The sequence below is a fragment of the Enterobacter cloacae complex sp. CDL013 genome (genome assembly GCF_049238805.1).
Lineage (GTDB): Bacteria > Pseudomonadota > Gammaproteobacteria > Enterobacterales > Enterobacteriaceae > Enterobacter > Enterobacter hormaechei_C.
This window is the reverse complement of record NZ_JBMKGT010000001.1, coordinates 498,308-518,953: the sequence shown is the minus strand read 5'-3', so window position 1 is coordinate 518,953 and position 20,646 is coordinate 498,308. Positions and strand designations below refer to the sequence as shown.

The window sequence follows — 20,646 nt, the reverse complement described above, 5'->3', positions numbered from 1 at the left end:
AACCTATCGCGCCCCACCATACGCTGAATTTGCCTTAATAACCCTGGAAAAATCCGAGTCTCAGGCCAGCTCGCCCTTAACCAGGGGCACAAAGCGTACGGCTTCCACGGTATCGATAATAAACTCGCCGCCGCGTCGACGAACGCGCTTTAAAAGCTGCTGCTCATCGCCGACGGGCAAAACAAGAATGCCGCCCTCGTCCAGCTGCGAGAGAAGTGCAGCGGGGATTTCAGGTGGCGCTGCCGTGACAATGATGGCGTCAAACGGGGCGCGAGCCTGCCAACCCTGCCATCCATCGCCGTGGCGTGTCGATACATTATGTAAATCAAGCTGTTTCAGGCGACGGCGCGCCTGCCACTGCAACCCTTTAATCCGTTCCACGGAACAGACATGGTGCACAAGGTGGGCCAGGATCGCGGTCTGATACCCTGAACCGGTGCCAATTTCCAGCACCCGGGAGTCTGGCGTTAACTCCAGAAGCTCCGTCATACGCGCCACCATGTAGGGCTGCGAAATCGTCTGGCCTTGCCCGATGGGCAGCGCCACGTTTTCCCACGCTTTGTGTTCAAACGCCTCATCTACAAACTTCTCACGGGGAACCTGGGCAAGCGCATCCAGCACCTGCTCGTTGGCAATCCCCTGTGCGCGTAATTGTTCCAGAAGAGTTTGTACACGTTTACTTACCATTGCGCGTTCACTCCGACCCGATCTAACCAGTCCGACACCACATCATGCGCGCTATAAGCGGTTAAATCTACGTGCAACGGCGTAACGGAAACGTAACCCTCATCCACCGCAGCAAAGTCGGTGTCTGGCCCGGCATCGCATTTATCTCCCGGCGGGCCGATCCAGTACAGGGTATTGCCGCGGGGATCCTGCTGGGGAATAACCTGATCGGCCGGGTGGCGACTGCCGCAGCGCGTCACGCGGATCCCTTTAATCTCGTCCAGTGGTAGATCCGGCACGTTAATATTAAGGATACGTCCGGTACGCAGTGGCTCGCGGCCAAGCGCACGGAGAATGGAGCAGGTCACCGCGGCGGCAGTGTCATAGTGGGTGTGGCCGTTTAACGAGACCGCCAGCGCCGGGAAACCCAGGTGACGCCCTTCCATCGCCGCGGCCACGGTGCCGGAGTAAATCACATCATCGCCAAGATTTGGCCCGGCATTGATGCCGGAGACCACAACATCCGGCCGAGGGCGCATCAGCGCATTTACGCCCAGAAACACGCAGTCGGTCGGCGTCCCCATCTGGACGGCAATATCGCCATTCTCAAAGGTAAAGGTGCGAAGTGAAGACTCCAGCGTCAATGAGTTAGACGCGCCACTGCGGTTACGATCGGGAGCCACGACCTGCACATCCGCAAATTCGCGGAGGTGTTTCGCCAGCGTCTGAATACCTGGCGCATGGATCCCGTCATCGTTACTCAGCAATATTCGCATAATCACCCGACGTGTTGATAAGTTCCCTGACAACACTGGTGGCAAAGCTACCTGCCGGCAGCCAGAAGCGTAACTCGACGGTTACGTCATCCCACCAGTTCCAGCTCAGCTGTTGCGGGTAGAGGAGCATCGCACGGCGCGCCGCCTCGACCTTTTCCCGCACCAGCAACGATTGTAATTCTGGCGCATCCGCCACCGCTGACTGCTCAGCGGCCAGCGCCTCACCCTGGGTTCCCCAGTCGCCTGAACCCGGCAAGGCGGCGGTAATCATCAGCGTTTTAGCGTCCACGCGCGACTGGACATCGGCCATCTCATCGGCCGTTGCCACAAACCAGCTTCCGCGTCCCGCTAATTGTAGCGCATCGCCGACAACAACTTGATTCGCGTCCGGTTTTTTCAGCCGTTCGCTCACAATCTGATTAAACAACGCACTGCGGGCCGCCGACAACCAAAAACTGCGTTTATTACGATCGCGCACCGGTGCACCGCTTTGCGCCCAGCGCAGCGCGCCCAGCAGGTTGCTGCCACCAATGCCAAAGCGCTGTGCGCCGAAATAGTTTGGCACGCCGCGTTCGTTAATGGCCTTCAGGCGTTTTTCAACGTCTTCGCGTTCGGTCACTTCGCGCAGCACCAGCGTAAACGCGTTGCCTTTTAACGCTCCCAGACGCAATTTGCGTTTATGGCGGGCGTATTCCAGTACCTTACAGCCCTCAAGCTCAAATTTGCTTAAATCGGGCATGGCATTGCCGGGCACGCGGGCGCAAAGCCACTGTTCGGTCACGGCATGTTTATCTTTTTGACCGGCAAAGCTCACTTCGCGGGCGTGAATATTGAGGAATTTTGCCAGCGCGTCCGCCACGAAGCGGGTGTTGCAGCCGTTTTTCAGAATGCGCACCAGGATGTGCTCGCCTTCGCCGTCCGGCTCAAAACCGAGATCTTCCACTACCACGAAATCTTCAGGGTTGGCTTTCAGCAGCCCCTTGCCCTGCGGTTCACCGTGCAGATACGTCAGGTTGTCGAAATCCGTCATTTGGCCGCCTTCACCAGCAGCGCCACGGCTTCACAGGCAATGCCTTCGCCACGACCGGTAAAGCCCAGCTTCTCCGTGGTGGTCGCTTTGACGTTGACGTCGTCCATATGGCAGCCCAGATCTTCAGCGATAAACACACGCATCTGAGGGATGTGCGGCAACATCTTCGGTGCCTGGGCAATGATCGTCACATCAACGTTGCCAAGGGTGTAGCCTTTGGCCTGAATACGACGCCAGGCTTCGCGCAGCAGTTCGCGGCTGTCTGCGCCTTTAAAAGCAGGATCGGTGTCCGGGAACAGTTTGCCAATGTCGCCCAGCGCGGCGGCACCCAGCAGCGCGTCGGTCAGCGCATGCAGCGCCACGTCGCCATCAGAATGCGCCAGCAGACCTTTTTCGTAAGGAATGCGCACGCCGCCAATGATAATTGGGCCAACGCTGCCAAAGGCGTGTACATCAAAACCGTGTCCAATACGCATTATGCCTTCTCCTGAGGGGTCGTACGGGTAAGATAAAATTCCGCGAGCTGTAAGTCTTCCGGGCGCGTCACTTTTATATTATCAGCGCGCCCTTCAACAAGCGTGGGGTGGAAACCGCAATACTCCAGCGCCGAGGCTTCGTCCGTAATGGTCGCACCTTCTTTAAGCGCACGCGTTAAGCAGTCGTGGAGTAATTCGCGGGGAAAAAATTGTGGCGTCAGCGCGTGCCATAGATCGACGCGCTCGACGGTGTGGGCAATCGCCGGTTTACCCGGTTCGGCACGCTTCATGGTGTCACGCACCGGGGCGGCCAGAATGCCGCCCACGTTACTGGTTTCGCTCAGGGCCAGCAGACGTGACAGATCGTCGTGATGCAGACAGGGACGCGCGGCATCGTGCACCAGCACCCACTGCGCGTTCCCAGCAGCCTGAATGCCCGCCAGAACGGAGTCAGCCCGCTCTGCGCCGCCGTCAACGACGGTAATCTGAGGGTGATTCGCCAGCGGGAGCTGAGCAAAACGTGCATCGCCGGGGCTGATGGCAATAACAACGCGTTTCACCCGAGAATGCGCCAGCAGCGCCGCCACGGCGTGCTCGAGAATCGTTTTATCGCCAATTGAGAGGTACTGCTTAGGACATTCTGTCTGCATGCGCCGGCCAAAACCTGCGGCCGGCACCACGGCACAGACGTCCGAAAAAGTTGCTGCCATGTCGTAATCCTGGGCCTGATTATCGATTGTTTTGTGCGGAGCCCTGATTGCGTTTAGACGCATCCGGAACCAGGCGATAAAACGTTTCGCCCGGCTTAGTCATACTGAGTTCATTGCGTGCGCGCTCCTCAATCGCCTCCTGGCCGCCATTGAGGTCATCAATTTCAGCAAAAAGTTGATCGTTACGCGCTTTAAGTTTGGCGTTTGTCGCCTGCTGTGCCGCGACGTCATCGCTCACCCGGCTGTAGTCGTGCAGTCCGTTTTTGCCGAACCACAGCGAATATTGCAGCCAGACCAGCAAAGCCAGCAACAGCAGCGTTAGTTTACCCATCCTGCCCCCTGAAAAAACGGCATCATCATCCCATAACTTTCCGCTGGACTCTACTGCGGGGTTTTAATTATGCCGTAAGTTAGCCCATCAGCCATAAAAACAGCAGGCCAAAGATGACCACAACGGTGGCGATAGTGATGAGCGTACTATACAGGAGCTTGCCGTTGAAAAGGGAGTGCAGCGCCACGCCCACAACCACCGCAACGGGCATCAGCGCCAAAAAGAAAGGCCAGGTATAGAGGAAGAAAAAGAGGGTGTTACCACCGTAGATCAAAAACGGGATACCCAGCGCCAATAGCCACGACACAAAGCCGACTATCGCCCCAGGGAAGGACCAGGTCGTCTCGTCGTCGGTCGTTAACGGTTCCGACCCGGTGGTAATCATGTAGTTTTCACTGTTGCGCATAGCTAATCCTGTGACCGTGACTCATCGCTCGGGAAGACAGCTCCCGAACGATACCGTCTCAGGATCTGATAATATCGTCCCGTCTGAGCAGGTCTAATAATTGGCTTACTAAATTTGTTACCAATTGTTGACCTTCCAGCTGAATCTCAGGGGATTCAGGCGCTTCGTAAACGGAGTCAATGCCGGTGAAGTTTCGCAGCTCTCCCGCGCGGGCTTTTTTGTACAGCCCTTTAGGATCGCGCGCTTCGCAGATTGCCAGCGGGGTATCCACAAACACTTCAATAAAGCGATTCTGCCCCACGCGCTCACGCACCATCTGACGTTCGGCGCGGTGCGGTGAGATAAACGCCGTCAGCACCACCAGCCCGGCATCCGCCATCAGGCTGGCGACTTCCCCCACCCGACGAATGTTCTCTTTACGATCTTCATCGCTGAACCCTAAATCGCTGCACAGGCCGTGACGCACGTTGTCGCCGTCCAGCAGGTAGGTGCTCACCCCCTGCTGATGCAGCGCCTCTTCCAGTGCGCCTGCCACCGTGGATTTACCGGAGCCAGACAGCCCGGTAAACCACAGCACAACCCCACGGTGACCGTGGAGCTGTTCGCGCTGGGTGACGGTGACCGGATGAGGATGCCACACGACGTTCTCATCATGGGCGGCCATCACTTGCCTCCCAGCAGATCGCGTGCGCCCCAGTGCGGGAAGTGCTTACGCACCAGCGCGTTCAGTTCCAGCTCGAAGGCGCTGAACTCAGACGTCACGCTCGCCTGCGCGTCAGGCTCGCGCACCATGCCGGCACCGACGGTAACGTTAGTCAGGCGGTCAATGAAGATGAGCCCGCCCGTAACAGGGTTCTGCTGATACGGATCCAGCACCAGCGGCTCGTCGAAGGTCATATCCACCAGACCGATGCCGTTCAGCGGCAGCTCGCTCACGTCACGGTGGGTCAGGTTGTTGATGTCCACCTGAAACTGAATGCCGTCCACGCGGGCGCGGGTTTTCTTGCCGGCGATTTTAATGTCATAGCTCTGGCCTGCGGTCAGCGGCTGTTCCGCCATCCACACCACGTCTACGGATGCGCCCTGCACCGCCGCCAGCGTTTCCTGCGCGTCGACCAGAAGGTCGCCGCGGCTGATATCAATTTCGTCTTTCAGTACCAGGGTTACCGCTTCACCTGCTCCGGCTTCCTCCAGATCGCCATCAAAGGTGACGATTCGGGCAATGGCCGATTCCACACCGGACGGCAGCACCTTCACGCGCTGGCCCACCTTCACCGCGCCGGACGCAATGGTGCCCGAGAAGCCGCGGAAATCGAGGTTCGGACGGTTCACGTACTGCACCGGGAAGCGCATCGGCTGGGTATCAACCACGCGCTGAATTTCAACGGTTTCCAGCACTTCCAGCAGCGTCGGGCCGCTGTACCACGGCATGTTCCCGCTCTGAGAGGCGACGTTATCCCCTTCCAGCGCCGACAGCGGCACAAAGCGAATATCGAGGTTGCCCGGCAGCTGTTCAGCAAAGGTCAGGTAGCTCTGACGGATCTCGTCGAATCGCGCTTCGCTGTAGTCCACCAGATCCATTTTGTTCACCGCCACCACCAGGTGTTTGATCCCCAGCAGCGTAGAGATAAAGCTGTGACGACGAGTCTGATCCAGCACACCTTTACGGGCGTCGATCAGCAGGATCGCCAGATCACAGGTGGACGCGCCGGTCGCCATGTTACGAGTGTACTGCTCGTGCCCCGGGGTGTCGGCGATAATAAATTTGCGCTTTTCGGTAGAGAAGTAGCGATAGGCGACATCAATGGTAATGCCCTGCTCGCGCTCCGCCTGCAAGCCGTCTACCAGCAGCGCCAGGTCGAGTTTTTCGCCCTGGGTGCCGTGGCGTTTACTGTCATTGTGCAGGGAAGAGAGCTGATCTTCGTAGATCTGGCGCGTGTCGTGCAGCAGACGTCCTATCAGGGTGCTTTTCCCGTCATCAACGCTGCCGCAGGTCAGGAAACGCAGCAGACTTTTGTACTGCTGGGCGTGCAGATAAGCTTCTACGCCGCCTTCATCGGCAATTTGTTGGGCAATAGTCGTATTCATGGCGGCTCCTTAGAAATAACCCTGACGTTTCTTCAGCTCCATGGAGCCTGCCTGGTCGCGGTCAATCACGCGGCCCTGTCGCTCACTGGTGGTCGATACCAGCATCTCCTCGATGATCTCCGGCAGCGTCTGCGCACTGGATTCCACCGCGCCGGTCAACGGCCAGCAGCCGAGAGTACGGAAACGGACCATCTGTTTTTTGATCACTTCGCCCGGCTGTAAATCAATGCGATCGTCGTCGATCATCATCAGCATGCCGTCGCGCTCCAGCACCGGGCGCTCGGCCGCCAGATACAGCGGAACGATCTCAATATTTTCCAGATAGATATACTGCCAGATATCCAGCTCGGTCCAGTTGGAGAGCGGGAAGACGCGAATGCTTTCGCCCTTGTTGATCTGGCCGTTGTAGTTGTGCCACAGCTCCGGACGCTGGTTTTTCGGGTCCCAGCGGTGGAAGCGGTCGCGGAAAGAGTAGATACGCTCTTTGGCGCGGGATTTCTCTTCGTCACGGCGCGCGCCGCCGAAGGCCGCATCAAAACCGTATTTATTCAGCGCCTGCTTCAGCCCTTCGGTTTTCATGATGTCGGTATGCTTGGCGCTGCCGTGCACGAACGGGTTGATACCCATCGCCACCCCTTCCGGGTTTTTGTGCACCAGCAGCTCGCAGCCGTAGGCTTTGGCGGTACGGTCACGAAACTCGTACATCTCGCGGAATTTCCAGCCGGTATCCACGTGCAGCAGCGGGAACGGCAGCGTACCCGGATAAAACGCTTTACGCGCCAGGTGCAGCATGACGCTGGAATCTTTACCGATGGAGTACATCATCACCGGGTTAGAAAACTCGGCGGCCACTTCGCGGATAATGTGGATACTTTCCGCTTCGAGCTGCCGCAGGTGAGTAAGTCGTTTTTGGTCCATAACCGTTCCTTAAGCCAAATTTATAACAGAAGCGCCAAAGCCTTCTGTGTCGGTTGTGTGTTGGAACCAGGCGAGCGTGCTGTGCAGCTGCACCACTTCTCCCACCACAATCAGGGCGGGCATTGGGGCGTCTTTCGCCAGGGTTGCAAGGTCTTGTAAAGTGCCGATGGCGACATGCTGATCGACGCGTGTCCCGCGGGAGATCACCGCTACCGGCGTCGCCGCATCGCGACCGTGCTGAATAAGCTGTTCGCTGATGTCTGCCGCTTTCATCGTGCCCATATAAATCGCCAGCGTTTGTCGGCTCTGGGCGAGATGCGACCAGTCAAACGGCGTGCTGTCGGCTTTATAGTGCCCGGTCACAAAGGTCACGCTCTGGGCGTAATCGCGATGGGTCAGCGGAATACCTGCGTAGGCCGTGACGGCAGACGCCGCCGTAATGCCGGGAACCACCTGGAACGGGACGCCCGCTTCGGCTGCCGCCTGCAACTCCTCGCCACCACGACCGAAGATAAACGGATCGCCCCCTTTCAGGCGCACCACGGTTTTGCCCGCTTTCGCAGCGGCAATCAGCATTTGATTGGTGTCGTGCTGCGGCACGGAGTGCTCGCCGGCACGTTTGCCGACGCAGATTTGCTCCGCGTCACGGCGGATCAGCTCGCGAATACCGTCGGTGACCAGGTGGTCGTAGAACACGACATCCGCATCCTGAAGAACCTGGAGGCCACGCAGCGTGAGCAGCCCGGCATCGCCCGGCCCGGCACCCACCAGAATGATCTCCCCGCCCGTACTGCCGGGGTTATCCAGTTCGTCTTCGAGGATTTGTTGCGCCGCCGTCTCGTTACCGGCCTGCATCAGGCTGGCAAAGCGGCCGCGAAACACACGCTCCCAGAAGCGACGGCGTTCCGTCACGCTGGTCAGACGCGTTTTCAGATGGTTGCGCCAGTAGCTGGCCTTCTCCGCCATGCGTCCGAGGCTGGTCGGCAGCAGCGCTTCGATTTTTTCTCTCAGCACGCGCGCCAGCACCGGGGCGGTGCCGCCGGAGGAGATCGCCACCAGCAGCGGCGAGCGGTCGACAATCGACGGGAAGATAAATGAACATAACGGCTGGTCGTCTACCACGTTCACCAGGCGGTGACGGGCCTGGGCTGCGTCGGAGATTCGGCTGTTGAGCGCCCGATCTTCGGTTGCCGCAATCACCAGTACCACGCTGTCGATCTGAGACTCTGCAAAATCCGCCTCTGCAACGATCTGCACCTGCGCCCCGGCGCGTTGCAGGAAGGCGATTTTGCGATCGGCAATTTCACCCGTCCCGACAACCAATACCGGTCGGTCTTTTAAGGCAGCAAAAAGGGGGAGATAGTCCACAGGCAACAACTCACTAACAACCACGAATAAAGGGACTATAGGGGGCGGCTTAGATCGAATGAAATTACGAATTGGAATGAGTAGTTACTCAATGGAATAACGCCGTGGAAAAGCAAATATCAAAAAGTGCTTAACACGCGAAATTTCGGGCATTTAAGAGCAATTCAAATTGTGTCTACCCGATCACAGTTTCATACTATGCGGGTTAAAATTTTGCTCTGTTTTTAAGGACTCACTATGTTTTCCGCAATGCGCCACCGATTCGTTGCCCTGGCGCTCGGCGTTTGCTTTATCCTTCCGGCTCAGGCAAAAAATCCATCTTACGGTGAAATAGCCAGTATGCAGGCGCGGCATATTGCGACGGTCTTTCCGGGCCGTATGACCGGAACCCCAGCCGAGATGCTCTCGGCAGACTATATTCGTCAGCAGTTTGCGGATATGGGCTATGAAAGCGACATTCGCGCTTTCCACAGCCGCTACATCTATACCACTCGCAATAAAACGCAAAACTGGCATAACGTAACTGGCAGCACGGTTATTGCGGCGCACGAAGGAAAGGCGGCTGAGCAGATTATTATTATGGCGCACCTTGATACCTACACGCCGTTGAGCGATGCCGATGTCGATAATAATCTCGGCGGGCTGACGCTTCAGGGACTGGATGATAATGCGGCGGGTCTGGGCGTGATGCTTGAGCTGGCCGAACGCCTGAAGAATATTCCGACGAAATACAGCATTCGCTTTGTTGCGACCAGCGGCGAAGAAGAAGGAAAACTCGGCGCTGAGAATCTCCTTAAGCGCATGAGCGCTGAGGAGAAGAAAAATACGTTGCTGGTGATTAACCTCGATAATCTGATCGTGGGGGATAAGCTCTATTTTAATAGCGGACAGAGCACGCCGAGCAGCGTACGTAAACTCACCCGCGACCGCGCGCTGGCGCTTGCCCGCACGCATGGCGTCTATGCCGCGACAAATCCGGGCGGTAACCCGGAGTATCCTAAAGGCACAGGCTGCTGTAATGACGGTGAAGTGTTTGATAAGGCGGGCATTCCGGTGCTGTACGTCGAGGCGACGAACTGGGCGCTGGGCAAAAAAGATGGCTATCAGCAGCGCAGCAAATCGAAAGCCTTCCCGGACGGGACCAGCTGGCATGATGTGCGGCTGGATAATCAGCAGCACATTGATAAAGCGCTGCCGCAGCGGATTGAGCACCGCAGCCGGGATGTCGTGAAAGTGATGCTGCCGCTGGTGAAGGAGCTGGCGAAAGCGGGGAAAGCCTGAGGCCGTTAAGCATAGTGCGGCCTTATGCCCTCACCCCAACCCTCTCCCACGGGGCTGAGGGTTCCCCACAAAATAATGCCTGCACAGACGGCCCCCTCTCCCTTGAGGGAGAGGGCTGGGGTGAGGGGGAACATACGGCTCTGGTGGTCATTCCGTTCACTTTATGTTCCTTGCTACTCTGTCACGACATGACCGGTGAACGTGCCAGGGTGGCTCAGTCGCCACCACCCTGGCGACCCGGGCTTCCGGCGGAAAATCGCCGCTTCGCGGTGCCTCCGGCTTTTTCCTTCCGGCTTATCGGGGACGGGCGGAGGTAACATCCCTGTAAAGCCCGCCCTCTCGGCGCATCCCTGCGCCTCGCCCCGGCCTACAGGAAACGCCTCAGCGATTTACAGCCGGACCGAGGCATCGCTGAAAGCCCTCAGTTATTCTGAGGCAACGTTATCGCTTTTGCTTTCAAATTACTGGGGAACCACCCACGGGGAGAGGGAGAATTAAGCCGTTGTAGGCCCGGTAAGCGCAGCGCCACCGGGCGAAAAAACATTACCCTTCGTGCAGCCCGCACTCGCGCTTCAGCCCGAAGAATCGCGTCTCTTCTTCCGCCATTCCCGGTTCCCATTTACGCGTGGTGTGGGTGTCGCCTACCGACAGGTAGCCTTGATCCCACAGCGGATGGTACTTCAGCCCGTGCTTTTGCAGATACTGATACACCGTGCGGTTATCCCAGTCGATGATCGGCAGCACTTTGAACACGCCGCGCTGCACCGCCAGCACCGGCAGCGTGGCCCGGCTCCCGGACTGCTCGCGGCGCAGGCCCGCAAACCAGGTCTGAGCGTTCAGCTCTTTTAGCGCCCGGTTCATCGGCTCGACCTTGTTGATCTCATTGTATTTCTCAATGCCCTCAACGCCCTGCTCCCACAGCTTGCCGTAACGCGCCTCCTGCCAGGCCGCGCTTTCCGTCGCACGGTAGACTTTCAGGTTCAGCCTGAGCTTATCCGTCAGCTCGTCGATAAACTGATAGGTCTCCGGGAACAGATAGCCGGTATCGGTGAGGATCACCGGAATGTCCGGACGGATCTGATTCACCAGATGCAGACTGACCGCCGCCTGAATGCCAAAGCTCGACGAAAGCACATAGTCTCCCGGCAGGTTTTCCAGCGCCCACGCCACACGCCCTTCGGCGTCCAGCTTTTCCAGTTGGGCGTTAGTTTCTGCGAGTGCCAGAATGCGTTCGACTTTTGGCAATGCGTTAAGCGCGTTTAGATCGAGTACGGACATAATTACCTCTCGTGGTTACTCCCAGAAATCCCTTGCGGGATCGAGCACCGGGCGAATGATGCCCGCACGTACCGTAAAGTCGCCGAAGCCTTCACCCGCTTCGCGCTCTTTCGCCCAGCGTCCGATAAGCACGTCGAGGGAATCGAGAATTTCCGGCTCGGTGATGTTCTCGCGGAACATACGCGGAATACGCGTCCCGATACGGTTACCGCCCAGGTGCAGGTTATAGCGACCCGGCGCTTTCCCTACCAGACCGAGTTCGGCCAGCATCGCGCGACCGCAGCCGTTCGGGCAGCCCGTCACGCGCATAACAATATGCTCGTCCGGAATACCATGTTTTTCCAGAATCGCTTCCACTTTATCAGTGAAGGACGGCAGGAAACGCTCGGCTTCGGCCATCGCCAGCGGACAGGTCGGGAACGACACGCAGGCCATCGAGTTTTCACGCTGCGCGCTCACCGCATTCATCAACCCGTGCTCGCGGGCCAGCTCTTCAATTCTCGCCTTTTCGCTTTCCGGCACGCTGGCGACGATCAGGTTCTGGTTAGCGGTGATACGGAACTCGCCTTTGTGGATCTTCGCGATTTCCAGCAGGCCGGTTTTCAGCGGACGGCCCGGATAATCAAGAATACGGCCGTTTTCGATAAACAGCGTCAGGTGCCATTTATTATCGATACCTTTAACCCAGCCGATGCGATCGCCGCGACCGGTAAATTCGTAAGGGCGGATCGGCTCAAACTTGATGCCCGCGCGACGCTCCACTTCTTCTTTGAACGTCTCGACGCCTACGCGCTCCAGAGTGTATTTGGTTTTCGCGTTTTTACGATCGGTACGGTTACCCCAGTCGCGCTGGGTAGTAACCACCGCCTCAGCCACTGCCAGCGTGTGCTCCAGCGGCAGGAAGCCGAACTCGCTCGCGGTGCGGGCGTAGGTTTTCTTGTTCCCATGCTCAATGGACAAACCGCCGCCCACCAGCAGGTTAAAGCCGACCAGCTTGCCGTTTTCGGCAATCGCCACGAAGTTCATGTCGTTGGCGTGCAGGTCGATATCGTTCTGCGGCGGGATCACCACCGTGGTTTTGAACTTACGCGGCAGGTAGGTCTGACCGAGGATCGGCTCTTCATCGGTGGTGGCGACTTTCTCCTGATCGAGCCAGATCTCCGCATAGGCACGCGTGCGTGGCAGCAGATGTTCGGAGATTTTTTTCGCCCACTCGTACGCTTCGGCGTGCAGTTCGGACTCGTACGGATTCGAGGTGCAGAGCACGTTACGGTTCATGTCGTTGGCGGTCGCCAGCGCGTCCAGACCCACGGAGTGCAGCATCTGGTGAACCGGCTTGACGTTCTTCTTCAGAATGCCGTGGAACTGGAAGGTCTGACGGTTGGTCAGACGAATGCTGCCGTAAATCGTGTTGTCATGGGCAAACTTGTCGATCGCCTGCCACTGTTTGGTGGTGATGATGCCACCCGGCAGACGACAGCGCAGCAGCATCGCGTGACGCGGCTCCAGCTTCTGCTCGGCACGTTCGGCGCGGATATCGCGGTCGTCCTGCTGGTACATACCGTGGAAACGGATCAGCAGGAAGTTGTCGCCTTTGAAACCGCCGGTCAGGCCGTCATTTAAATCTTCGGCAATGGTACCGCGCAGGTAGTTGCTCTCTACCTTCATGCGCTCGGCATCAGACAGTTTGCCTTCGACCACCAGTGGGCCAGGATGTTTTTCGCTCATTAGTAGACATCTCGCTGATAACGGCGCTCTACGCGCAGCTCACTTAAAAATTCATCCGCCGTTTCGGCATCCATACCGCCGAATTCGGCAATCACTTCCAGCAGTGCCTGCTCAACGTCTTTCGCCATGCGATTGGCGTCGCCGCAGACATAAATGTGGGCACCGTCATTGATCCAGCGCCACAGCTCTGCGCCCTGTTCGCGCAGTTTGTCTTGTACGTATACTTTTTCTTTCTGGTCACGAGACCAGGCCAGATCGATGCGGGTCAGCACACCCTCTTTGACGTAGCGCTGCCATTCAACCTGGTAGAGGAAATCTTCGGTAAAATGCGGGTTGCCGAAGAACAGCCAGTTTTTACCCGGTGCCTCGTCCGCTGCACGCTGCTGCATAAAGGCGCGGAACGGTGCGATGCCGGTGCCCGGGCCAATCATGATCACCGGCGTTTCCGGGTTCGCCGGCAGACGGAAGTTGTCGTTGTGCTCGATAAAGACGCGCACCTCGCCCTCTTCTTCCACGCGGTCGGCCAGGAAGCCCGAGGCCCCGCCCGCCCGCGCGCGGCCTTCGATGTCGTAACGCACCACGCCAACGGTGATGTGGACTTCGTTTTCCACTTCCGCCTGTGAGGAGGCGATGGAGTAAAGACGCGGCGTCAGTGGACGCAGCAGGCCGATCAGCGCGTCGGCATCCAGCTGTGCCGGTGAGAAACGCACCATATCGACAATCGGCGTTGTCGCCGCGTATTGCTGTAACTTCGCCTTATCCCCGACCAGCGGAAGGAGCGATTCGCTGCGGGTTAAGGTGGCGTAGTTTTCAACGATGTTGGCGGTGTTCACCGTCAGCTCGAAATGCCACTGAAGCGCCTCAGAGAGCGGTAAGGTTTTACCCTCCACCTGGACCGGCTCTGTGCCTTTCAGCCACAGCAGTTCGACCAGCTCTTTCACCAGCGCCGGATCGTTCTGATACCAGACGCCCAGCGCATCGCCAGGCTGATAACGCAGGCCGGAGTCACCGAGATCGATTTCGATATGGCGCACGTCTTTTTCCGAATCACGGCCCGTGATTTTCTGGTTTACCGACAGGGTCGCCGTCAGCGGCGCCTCTTTCGTGTAAGGGCTGGTGTGGATTTCGTTGACGGTGCCCGCTGCGGTAACGGCGGCCTGCGCTGGCGTCTCTTTCGGGACGCGGGCCTTCAGCACCTCAACGATGCGCGCCCGCCATTCGGCGGCGGCGGCCTGGTATTCGACATCAGCGTCTACGCGATCCAGCAGGCGCTCTGCACCCAGCTCCGCCAGCTTGCTGTCGAAATCTTTACCGGACTGGCAGAAAAATTCATAGGACGTGTCACCGAGGCCGAAGACGGCAAAGGCGGTGCCCTCGAGCTTTGGCGCTTTTTTCGAGAACAGGAACTTATGCAGCGCGACGGCTTCTTCCGCAGGCTCGCCTTCGCCCTGCGTTGACGCCACCACCACCAGCAGTTTTTCTGACGCGATCTGTTTGAATTTATAATCCCCGGCGTTGACCAGGTTAACGTTCAGCTTCGCGGCGAGCAGGTCATCACGCAGCGCTTCGGCCACACGACGGGCATTACCCGTTTGCGAAGCGGAGATAAGCGTGATGGCAGGAATTTCAACGGCCGTTGGCGGGACGCCAGCCACAGCACCCGGCTGCTGGTTCAGCATTCCCCAGAAATAGCCGGAGACCCAGGCGAGCTGGGTGGGTGAAAAATCGGAAGTCGCGGCCTGGAGGCGCGCCAGTTGCTCCGGGTTAAGGGGAAGCAAATTTGAAGGTGGGGCCTGTGTTGTCATGCGTCGTTATGTTCCAGTAGCAAAGCGGACTTTAAGCGAATAAATCCAAACTGAAGATAAGGTTAACGGCGGGGATAATAACAATTAAAGAAGGGATGGAAATAATAAATAACCAAATGGACTAACCTGTTTTAGTTATCGTTCTTAACGATAAAAGCGATTAAATAACCATCTGAAATAAAACAAAAAAAGTCGATAAACACCATGAATACGAGGCGGCGATAGTTCAGAGCCGTTTTAGTTAATGATAAAAATTGTGCTTTCCGGTACTATGCGGCGGTTTTTTCCGCATTCCTGAGAGCTATGATGTCCACCACACTGTTTAAAGATTTCACCTTCGAAGCCGCACACCACCTTCCACACGTTCCTGCCGGGCACAAATGTGGCCGCCTGCATGGACACTCGTTTATGGTGCGTCTTGAAATCACCGGTGAAGTCGATCCCCATACGGGCTGGATCATGGACTTTGCCGAACTGAAGGCCGCGTTTAAGCCGACCTACGATCGTCTCGATCACTACTATCTGAATGATATTCCGGGCCTTGAAAACCCGACCAGCGAGGTGCTGGCGAAATGGATTTGGGATCAGATGAAACCGCTGGTCCCGCTGCTGAGCGCGGTGATGATCAAAGAGACCTGCACGGCAGGCTGCGTCTACCGCGGGGAGTGAATCTCCTCCGTTTCGGCCTCACGAGGCACGAGCGGCGTAAACTCGTAGAGCACCAGCGCATTACTCTCCAGTGATTCACTCAGTTGCCAGCCGTCATAAAGGCGTTCATCGCGTACGGAAAGCGTTGGACGCGCTTTATGCGCTATCCAGCGCCACATCTCTTCATCGGGGCCGCTTTCGCTGCCAACCCCTTCAAGCAACGGATAGAGCGCGCCGTTGTGCTGATCAAACAGATGGCATTTAATTCGCCATTTACCGCGCATTCCCTTCAGGTGTAAATGATACTGCTGGCGAAAACGCTGGATGAAGGCTTCTTCACTGGATAGGAGCGGATTAAAAACCACCACATTACGCAGCAACAGCTGATAACCATTGCGATGGCGCGTAAGCAGGACACGCTTATCATTGACCAGCACCTCGCCCCGCAGACGTTGCCAGAGCCAGAGTACCCAATAAACCGGACGCGGCAGACCATGGTTATACTGTAGCGCAAGGCTTGAGGTATCGATGGTGTTGTTCGCACGGGCTTCTCCCTGAAGACCCGAATTGAGCCAGAATCCCGCCAGCCAGACCTGCTCCGAAAGCCCGAGCAGGTTCTGCATCAGCAGCGCCCCACGGAAAAACCAGCCGTTTGTCGCCCGCGTGTTGCCGGTGAGGGTATTCCAGGAGAGAAGCCAGACGGGAAGCGAACATTTTCGCAGGCGAAGGGCAGCGAGGATCTGGCGGACCTTCAGTATCGGATAATTTTCCGTTGAGGAGAGAGGGGTTACCTCCAGCTGCGCGGGATCGAGAAGTTCATTGGCATCGGCAGAACAGGCAAGAAAATCGGCCTGCATCAGGATGGCTGAACTGAACAGGGTATCGTCGCTTACGCCCGCGCTGACGGGGGCAAATCGGTGCCATAAACCAAACTTTGCCTGCGGAAGATAAGTTCGTATTGCCTTTTGCTGGGCCAGCCAGACCTGCTCCCGGGTCTCCTCACTCGCCTGTGTTGACCAGTGCATGACGAAGTGCCAGCCCGCGGTGATCTCTGGCGCAAAATGATTAACCGACTGTTGTAAAAAGCGGGTGAGAAGATCGCGGCGGGTCGTTACGCCGGTGTGCAGTAGCACCGTCCACTGCTTTTTTGCCAGCCAGGTGAAGAGCTGATGCAGATTGTACCAGCAGGCGTAGCCTGCCATCTGGGGGTCATCCCACCCGGTAGCAAACAGACGACTGCTGAGAAAAGGTTCGGCGATATCAATTCCCTCAATGGGAATGGCCTGATTTATCGCCTCCAGATTTTGTCGAACGTCCTCACGGAGCAAATCGTCGAGCTCACGCAGGGTAATGACCACCCGCATACGGCGCAGCGAGGCAGAAAGAGGATTGAGCTGCTCAAGATCCAGTCTCTGCTCCTGCTGCGGGTGAACGACGAGCGGCGAGGCTCCCCAACCGCGCACCACCGGTTCATTGAGCAGGCTAAACAGCTTGTCCACGGCGATCGGATAGCGCTGCTCACGCCTGTCCGTCCGAATACGTGCCGCCTCCGGGTGCTGGCGTCGGGCCTTACGAAACTCACCCGGAGACATATTGTGAACACGCCTGAACCGATCGCTCATCATACGCGTGCTGGCGAAACCCTGCTCAAGCGCAATCTGGTGCAGCGGTCGGTTCGTCAGCCGGAGAGCGTCGGCCGCCTTTTCCAGCCGCAGGCGGGTGATGTACTGCATGAAACTGATACCCACCTCCTTGCGAAAGAGACGAGAGAGCCAGGCTTCAGAAACATATTCACTCGCGGCGATTTCCGCAAGCGTAATACGGCGGGAATAACTGGCATTGATCCGCTCTATCACCCGGGCGATGCGTTTGCTGTGCGCTGAGGAAAGTTCCCGGGACAGCATACGGGCGGGCTGTTGAAAGCGGCTGGTCAGCAACAGCAATATCTCGCTCAGCCAGCGGTACGCCTCCAGCCGGTAGCGGTGCGGGTCGTTGATGAGGGTGACCACAAGAAGCTGGCGCAGCAGATCGCGAAGCGCATCGCATTGGGGCCAGACGCCTCCGGCTTCTGCCGGTACAGCATAATCATGGGCAAAAAAATCATTGCAGAGCTGGACGACCCAGCGCCCGGAAAGGGTTACGCGCAGGGTGACATTTGCCGTTTCGCTCGTGAACTGCCAGCGCCGATGACGGTTTATGATGGCAAGGGTATTGGCCTCCAGGATGTCATGTCCCACATCGGTGTTCAGCTCTGCCCGCCCTTCCAGCATCCAGAGCAACGTTAGCGTATCGCCTTCATCCTCCACGCAGTGGCGAATGTCCTGAATCTCTATCCAAAACTCATCTCCCCGTTGCGCCATCTTACCCCTCACCAAAGACAAAAAATGACCTGATCTTTTTTGTCATAACTGAATTGTATGAAAAACAATCAAAATAAAGCCGTCGCTTTACAACAAAAAAATGCATTTTCAGGCGGGACGATCGTCATAGACTCGAAATTATCATCGTTTGGCAGAAAAAGGATAACAAAAATGACACATCCAATTATCGAAGCTCTGCGTGGCAACGAAGCTCGGTTCACTGAATTACGGCGCTATTTTCATCAGCATCCTGAAATTGGTTTTGAGGAGCACAACACGAGCGATCGCGTTGCTGCGCTGCTTCAGGAATGGGGATATGAGGTTCATCGCGGGCTGGCGAAAACCGGTGTGGTCGGCACACTGAAGGTGGGTAACGGGCATAAACGCCTGGGCCTGCGCGCCGATATGGATGCGCTGCCAATGCAGGAAAACAACGGCAAGGCGTGGAGCAGTACCGTTGAGGGTAAATTCCACGGCTGCGGTCATGACGGCCACACCACAACGCTCCTGTATGCAGCGGAGTACCTGGCACGCACCCGTAATTTTAACGGCACGCTGCACCTTATTTTTCAGCCCGCGGAAGAACTTCTGTATGGCGGACGCGTTATGGTAGAGGACGGTTTGTTTGACCTGTTCCCCTGCGACCACATCTTTGGTCTGCACAATATGCCGTCACAGCCCCTCGGAAAAATTGGTCTGCGCGATGGCGCCATGATGGCCTCTTCCGACACCCTTCATATTGAGGTTAACGGCGTGGGGGGTCACGGTGCGGTGCCAGAACATACCGTTGACGCCACCCTGGTTGCCTGTCATATCACTATCGCTTTACAGTCCATTATTTCGCGCAACATTACCCCCTTCCAGCCTGCCGTCGTTACCGTAGGCAGCATTCAGGCCGGACATGCCCCCAACATTATCAACGACAAAGTATTGATGAAACTTACCGTGCGCACGCTGGATGAACGCGTGCGGCAAACCGTGCTACAGCGTATCCATGATATCGCCGTTGCACAGGCGGAAAGTTTCAATGCGACGGCCACCATTCGACACATTAACGGCAGCCCGGTACTGAAAAACAATCCGCAAGCCAATGAGATGGTGCGCAACGTCGCCACCGATCTGTTCGGTCAGGATTCCGTCGCGGAGGTGAATGCGTTTATGGGCAGCGAAGACTTTGCTTTCATGCTCGAGAAAAATCCCAATGGATGCTATTTCACCCTTGGCGCCGGCGATGAGCCGGACCGCTGCATGGTACATAACCCGGGTTACGACTTTAACGACAACATTCTCCTCACCGGCGCGGCGCTGTGGGCCGCACTGACCGAACACTATCTGCGCTGATTCGCACCTTCCCGGGAGGGCTGCACTATGAGTACCGTTTCCCTGACAGGCGCATCCGCCTACGCCGGTAACGATCGGCTGCTGGCGGGTATCGTCATGAGCGTTCTGACATTCTGGCTGTTTGCCCAGTCGGTTATCAACGTGGTTCCGGCCATGCAGAATAGCCTCGATATTGCCCTCGAAACCCTTACGCTGGCCGTCAGCCTTAGCGCATTGTTCAGCGGCTGTTTTGTCGTTGCCTGCGGTGGGTTTGCCGATAAGTTTGGGCGCATGCGACTGACCATGATTGGCCTGATCCTGAGCATGATCGGGAGTGGTCTGCTGTTCATTTCATGGGAGCCCGTCCTGTTTCTGTTGGGAAGAGCGATACAGGGGCTATCAGCGGCCTGCATCATGCCCGCCACGCTGGCGCTGATTAAGACCTGGTATGACGGTAAAGCACGCCAGCGCGCCATCAGTTTCTGGGTTATCGGCTCCTGGGGCGGCAGTGGCCTGAGCTCGTTTGTGGGAGGCGCCATCGCCACCACGCTGGGCTGGCGCTGGATATTTATTTTCTCCATGGTGGTGGCTCTGGCCGCGCTATTGCTTATCCGCGCCACCCCGGAAAGCCGCAGCCCTGATGCGTGTCGACACAAACTGGATATCAGCGGCCTGGTGAGTTTTGTCCTTATGCTGGTGCTGTTCAATCTGTTTATCAGCAAAGGACACAGCTGGGGCTGGAGCAGCAGTTTATCGCTTCTTGTACTGTGTGGAGCCGTGATTGCACTGATGTGCTTTGTCGTTACCGGGCGACGGAAAGGCGATGCGGCACTGATCGATTTCGCCCTGTTTAAAAACCGGGCCTATAGCGCCTCGGTATTCTCAAATTTCCTGCTCAACGGCTGCATTGGCACCATGATGATCGCCAGCATCTGGTTGCAGCAAGGCCATCATCTGTCACCGCTACAGACCGGCATGATGACGCTGGGGTATCTGGTTACCGTACTGGCGATGATCCGGGTGGGAGAAAAACTGCTTCAGCGCTATGGCGCCAGGCTGCCGATGATGACCGGCCCGCTGCTGACCGCAACAGGTATTACGCTGATTTCATGCACCTTCTTAAGCAAAGAGGTCTACATTGTCACCGTCTTTCTGAGCAATATTTTATTCGGGCTGGGGCTCGGATGTTACGCCACGCCCTCAACGGACACGGCGGTAATGAATGCCCCTGAAAACAAAGTGGGGGTGGCTTCAGGGATCTATAAGATGGGCAGTTCCCTGGGCGGCGCAATGGGGATCGCGGTCACCGCATCGCTGTACGCGCTATGGCTGCCGATGGGAACGGCCAGTGCCGCGCAGTATGCCTTGCTTTTCAACAGTGCGATTTGCCTTGGGTCAGCCGTAGTGACCTGGGCATTACTGCCAACAACAAAAGCCCCGCGTTAAGCGGGGCCACA

At 57.2% G+C, this 20,646-nt stretch carries 19 protein-coding genes; 4 read left to right on the top strand and 15 right to left on the bottom strand.

Translation table 11 applies throughout. From position 1 onward, the window contains the following. Positions 1–60: 60 nt before the first annotated feature. The 11 genes from ACOTXD_RS02475 to cysG all read right to left on the bottom strand — a co-directional run bounded on the left by ACOTXD_RS02475 (position 61) and on the right by cysG (position 8,769). A complete protein-coding gene (locus tag ACOTXD_RS02475; RefSeq protein ID WP_015571709.1) occupies positions 61–687 on the bottom strand; it encodes a protein-L-isoaspartate(D-aspartate) O-methyltransferase in 627 nt (208 codons plus the stop codon). After that, entirely contained in the window at positions 681–1,442 is a 762-nt protein-coding gene (gene surE / locus ACOTXD_RS02470) for a 5'/3'-nucleotidase SurE (protein ID WP_017382816.1), read from the bottom strand. Before surE ends, ACOTXD_RS02475 begins: the two co-directional genes overlap by 7 nt. Further along, entirely contained in the window at positions 1,423–2,472 is a 1,050-nt protein-coding gene (gene truD / locus ACOTXD_RS02465) for a tRNA pseudouridine(13) synthase TruD (RefSeq protein ID WP_022651773.1), read from the bottom strand. Before truD ends, surE begins: the two co-directional genes overlap by 20 nt. Next, a complete protein-coding gene (gene ispF, locus ACOTXD_RS02460; RefSeq protein WP_058652613.1) occupies positions 2,469–2,948 on the bottom strand; it encodes a 2-C-methyl-D-erythritol 2,4-cyclodiphosphate synthase in 480 nt (159 codons plus the stop codon). Before ispF ends, truD begins: the two co-directional genes overlap by 4 nt. Further along, positions 2,948–3,658: a 2-C-methyl-D-erythritol 4-phosphate cytidylyltransferase gene (gene ispD / locus ACOTXD_RS02455; protein ID WP_022651774.1), complete on the bottom strand. Its 711-nt coding sequence runs from the start codon at positions 3,656–3,658 to the stop codon at positions 2,948–2,950. Before ispD ends, ispF begins: the two co-directional genes overlap by 1 nt. Before the next feature lie 19 nt (positions 3,659–3,677). Next, positions 3,678–3,989, bottom strand: coding sequence for a cell division protein FtsB (gene ftsB / locus ACOTXD_RS02450; protein ID WP_003862095.1), 312 nt, complete (start codon positions 3,987–3,989; stop codon positions 3,678–3,680). Between the two features lie 79 nt (positions 3,990–4,068). Next, entirely contained in the window at positions 4,069–4,395 is a 327-nt protein-coding gene (locus ACOTXD_RS02445) for a DUF3561 family protein (protein WP_006811767.1), read from the bottom strand. A 58-nt stretch (positions 4,396–4,453) separates the two neighbouring features. Next, complete coding sequence (cysC, locus tag ACOTXD_RS02440; protein ID WP_126501347.1) at positions 4,454–5,059, bottom strand: adenylyl-sulfate kinase; 606 nt, start codon at positions 5,057–5,059, stop codon at positions 4,454–4,456. Next, on the bottom strand, positions 5,059–6,483 hold the full coding sequence (cysN, locus tag ACOTXD_RS02435) for a sulfate adenylyltransferase subunit CysN (protein ID WP_045343681.1): 1,425 nt from the start codon (positions 6,481–6,483) through the stop codon (positions 5,059–5,061). Before cysN ends, cysC begins: the two co-directional genes overlap by 1 nt. Before the next feature lie 9 nt (positions 6,484–6,492). Beyond that, positions 6,493–7,401, bottom strand: coding sequence for a sulfate adenylyltransferase subunit CysD (cysD, locus tag ACOTXD_RS02430; RefSeq protein WP_006811770.1), 909 nt, complete (start codon positions 7,399–7,401; stop codon positions 6,493–6,495). A gap of 9 nt (positions 7,402–7,410) precedes the next feature. Then, entirely contained in the window at positions 7,411–8,769 is a 1,359-nt protein-coding gene (gene cysG / locus ACOTXD_RS02425) for a siroheme synthase CysG (RefSeq protein ID WP_022651777.1), read from the bottom strand. Positions 8,770–9,006: 237 nt separating this feature from the next. On the opposite strand from cysG, the gene ACOTXD_RS02420 reads away from it, so the two are divergent. Continuing rightward, positions 9,007–10,050, top strand: coding sequence for an aminopeptidase (locus tag ACOTXD_RS02420; protein WP_023314743.1), 1,044 nt, complete (start codon positions 9,007–9,009; stop codon positions 10,048–10,050). Between the two features lie 543 nt (positions 10,051–10,593). Here ACOTXD_RS02420 and cysH read toward each other — a convergent pair. Genes cysH through cysJ form a run of 3 tightly spaced genes read right to left on the bottom strand, consistent with a single transcriptional unit; the run spans position 10,594 to position 14,861 of the window. Continuing rightward, positions 10,594–11,328: a phosphoadenosine phosphosulfate reductase gene (gene cysH / locus ACOTXD_RS02415; protein ID WP_003862694.1), complete on the bottom strand. Its 735-nt coding sequence runs from the start codon at positions 11,326–11,328 to the stop codon at positions 10,594–10,596. 15 nt (positions 11,329–11,343) lie between these two features. After that, positions 11,344–13,056, bottom strand: a complete 1,713-nt coding sequence (cysI, locus tag ACOTXD_RS02410; RefSeq protein WP_003862696.1) for an assimilatory sulfite reductase (NADPH) hemoprotein subunit — start codon at positions 13,054–13,056, stop codon at positions 11,344–11,346. After that, complete coding sequence (gene cysJ, locus ACOTXD_RS02405; protein ID WP_003862698.1) at positions 13,056–14,861, bottom strand: NADPH-dependent assimilatory sulfite reductase flavoprotein subunit; 1,806 nt, start codon at positions 14,859–14,861, stop codon at positions 13,056–13,058. Before cysJ ends, cysI begins: the two co-directional genes overlap by 1 nt. 303 nt (positions 14,862–15,164) lie before the next feature. Here cysJ and queD point away from each other — a divergent pair, with 303 nt between their 5' ends. Further along, positions 15,165–15,530, top strand: coding sequence for a 6-carboxytetrahydropterin synthase QueD (queD, locus tag ACOTXD_RS02400; RefSeq protein ID WP_006811776.1), 366 nt, complete (start codon positions 15,165–15,167; stop codon positions 15,528–15,530). Here the strand turns inward: queD and ACOTXD_RS02395 are convergent. After that, positions 15,515–17,869 (bottom strand): helix-turn-helix domain-containing protein, encoded by a 2,355-nt coding sequence (locus ACOTXD_RS02395; RefSeq protein ID WP_061856848.1) that lies wholly within the window; start codon positions 17,867–17,869, stop codon positions 15,515–15,517. The genes queD and ACOTXD_RS02395 overlap by 16 nt on opposite strands. 171 nt (positions 17,870–18,040) lie before the next feature. Here ACOTXD_RS02395 and ACOTXD_RS02390 point away from each other — a divergent pair, with 171 nt between their 5' ends. Both ACOTXD_RS02390 and ACOTXD_RS02385 read left to right on the top strand, forming a co-directional pair. After that, the gene (locus tag ACOTXD_RS02390; protein WP_045895446.1) at positions 18,041–19,210 is read left to right on the top strand and encodes a M20 aminoacylase family protein; all 1,170 of its coding nucleotides are present in this window, start codon (positions 18,041–18,043) and stop codon (positions 19,208–19,210) included. Positions 19,211–19,237: 27 nt separating this feature from the next. Further along, positions 19,238–20,635: an MFS transporter gene (locus ACOTXD_RS02385; RefSeq protein ID WP_023323679.1), complete on the top strand. Its 1,398-nt coding sequence runs from the start codon at positions 19,238–19,240 to the stop codon at positions 20,633–20,635. Positions 20,636–20,646 lie beyond the last annotated feature (11 nt).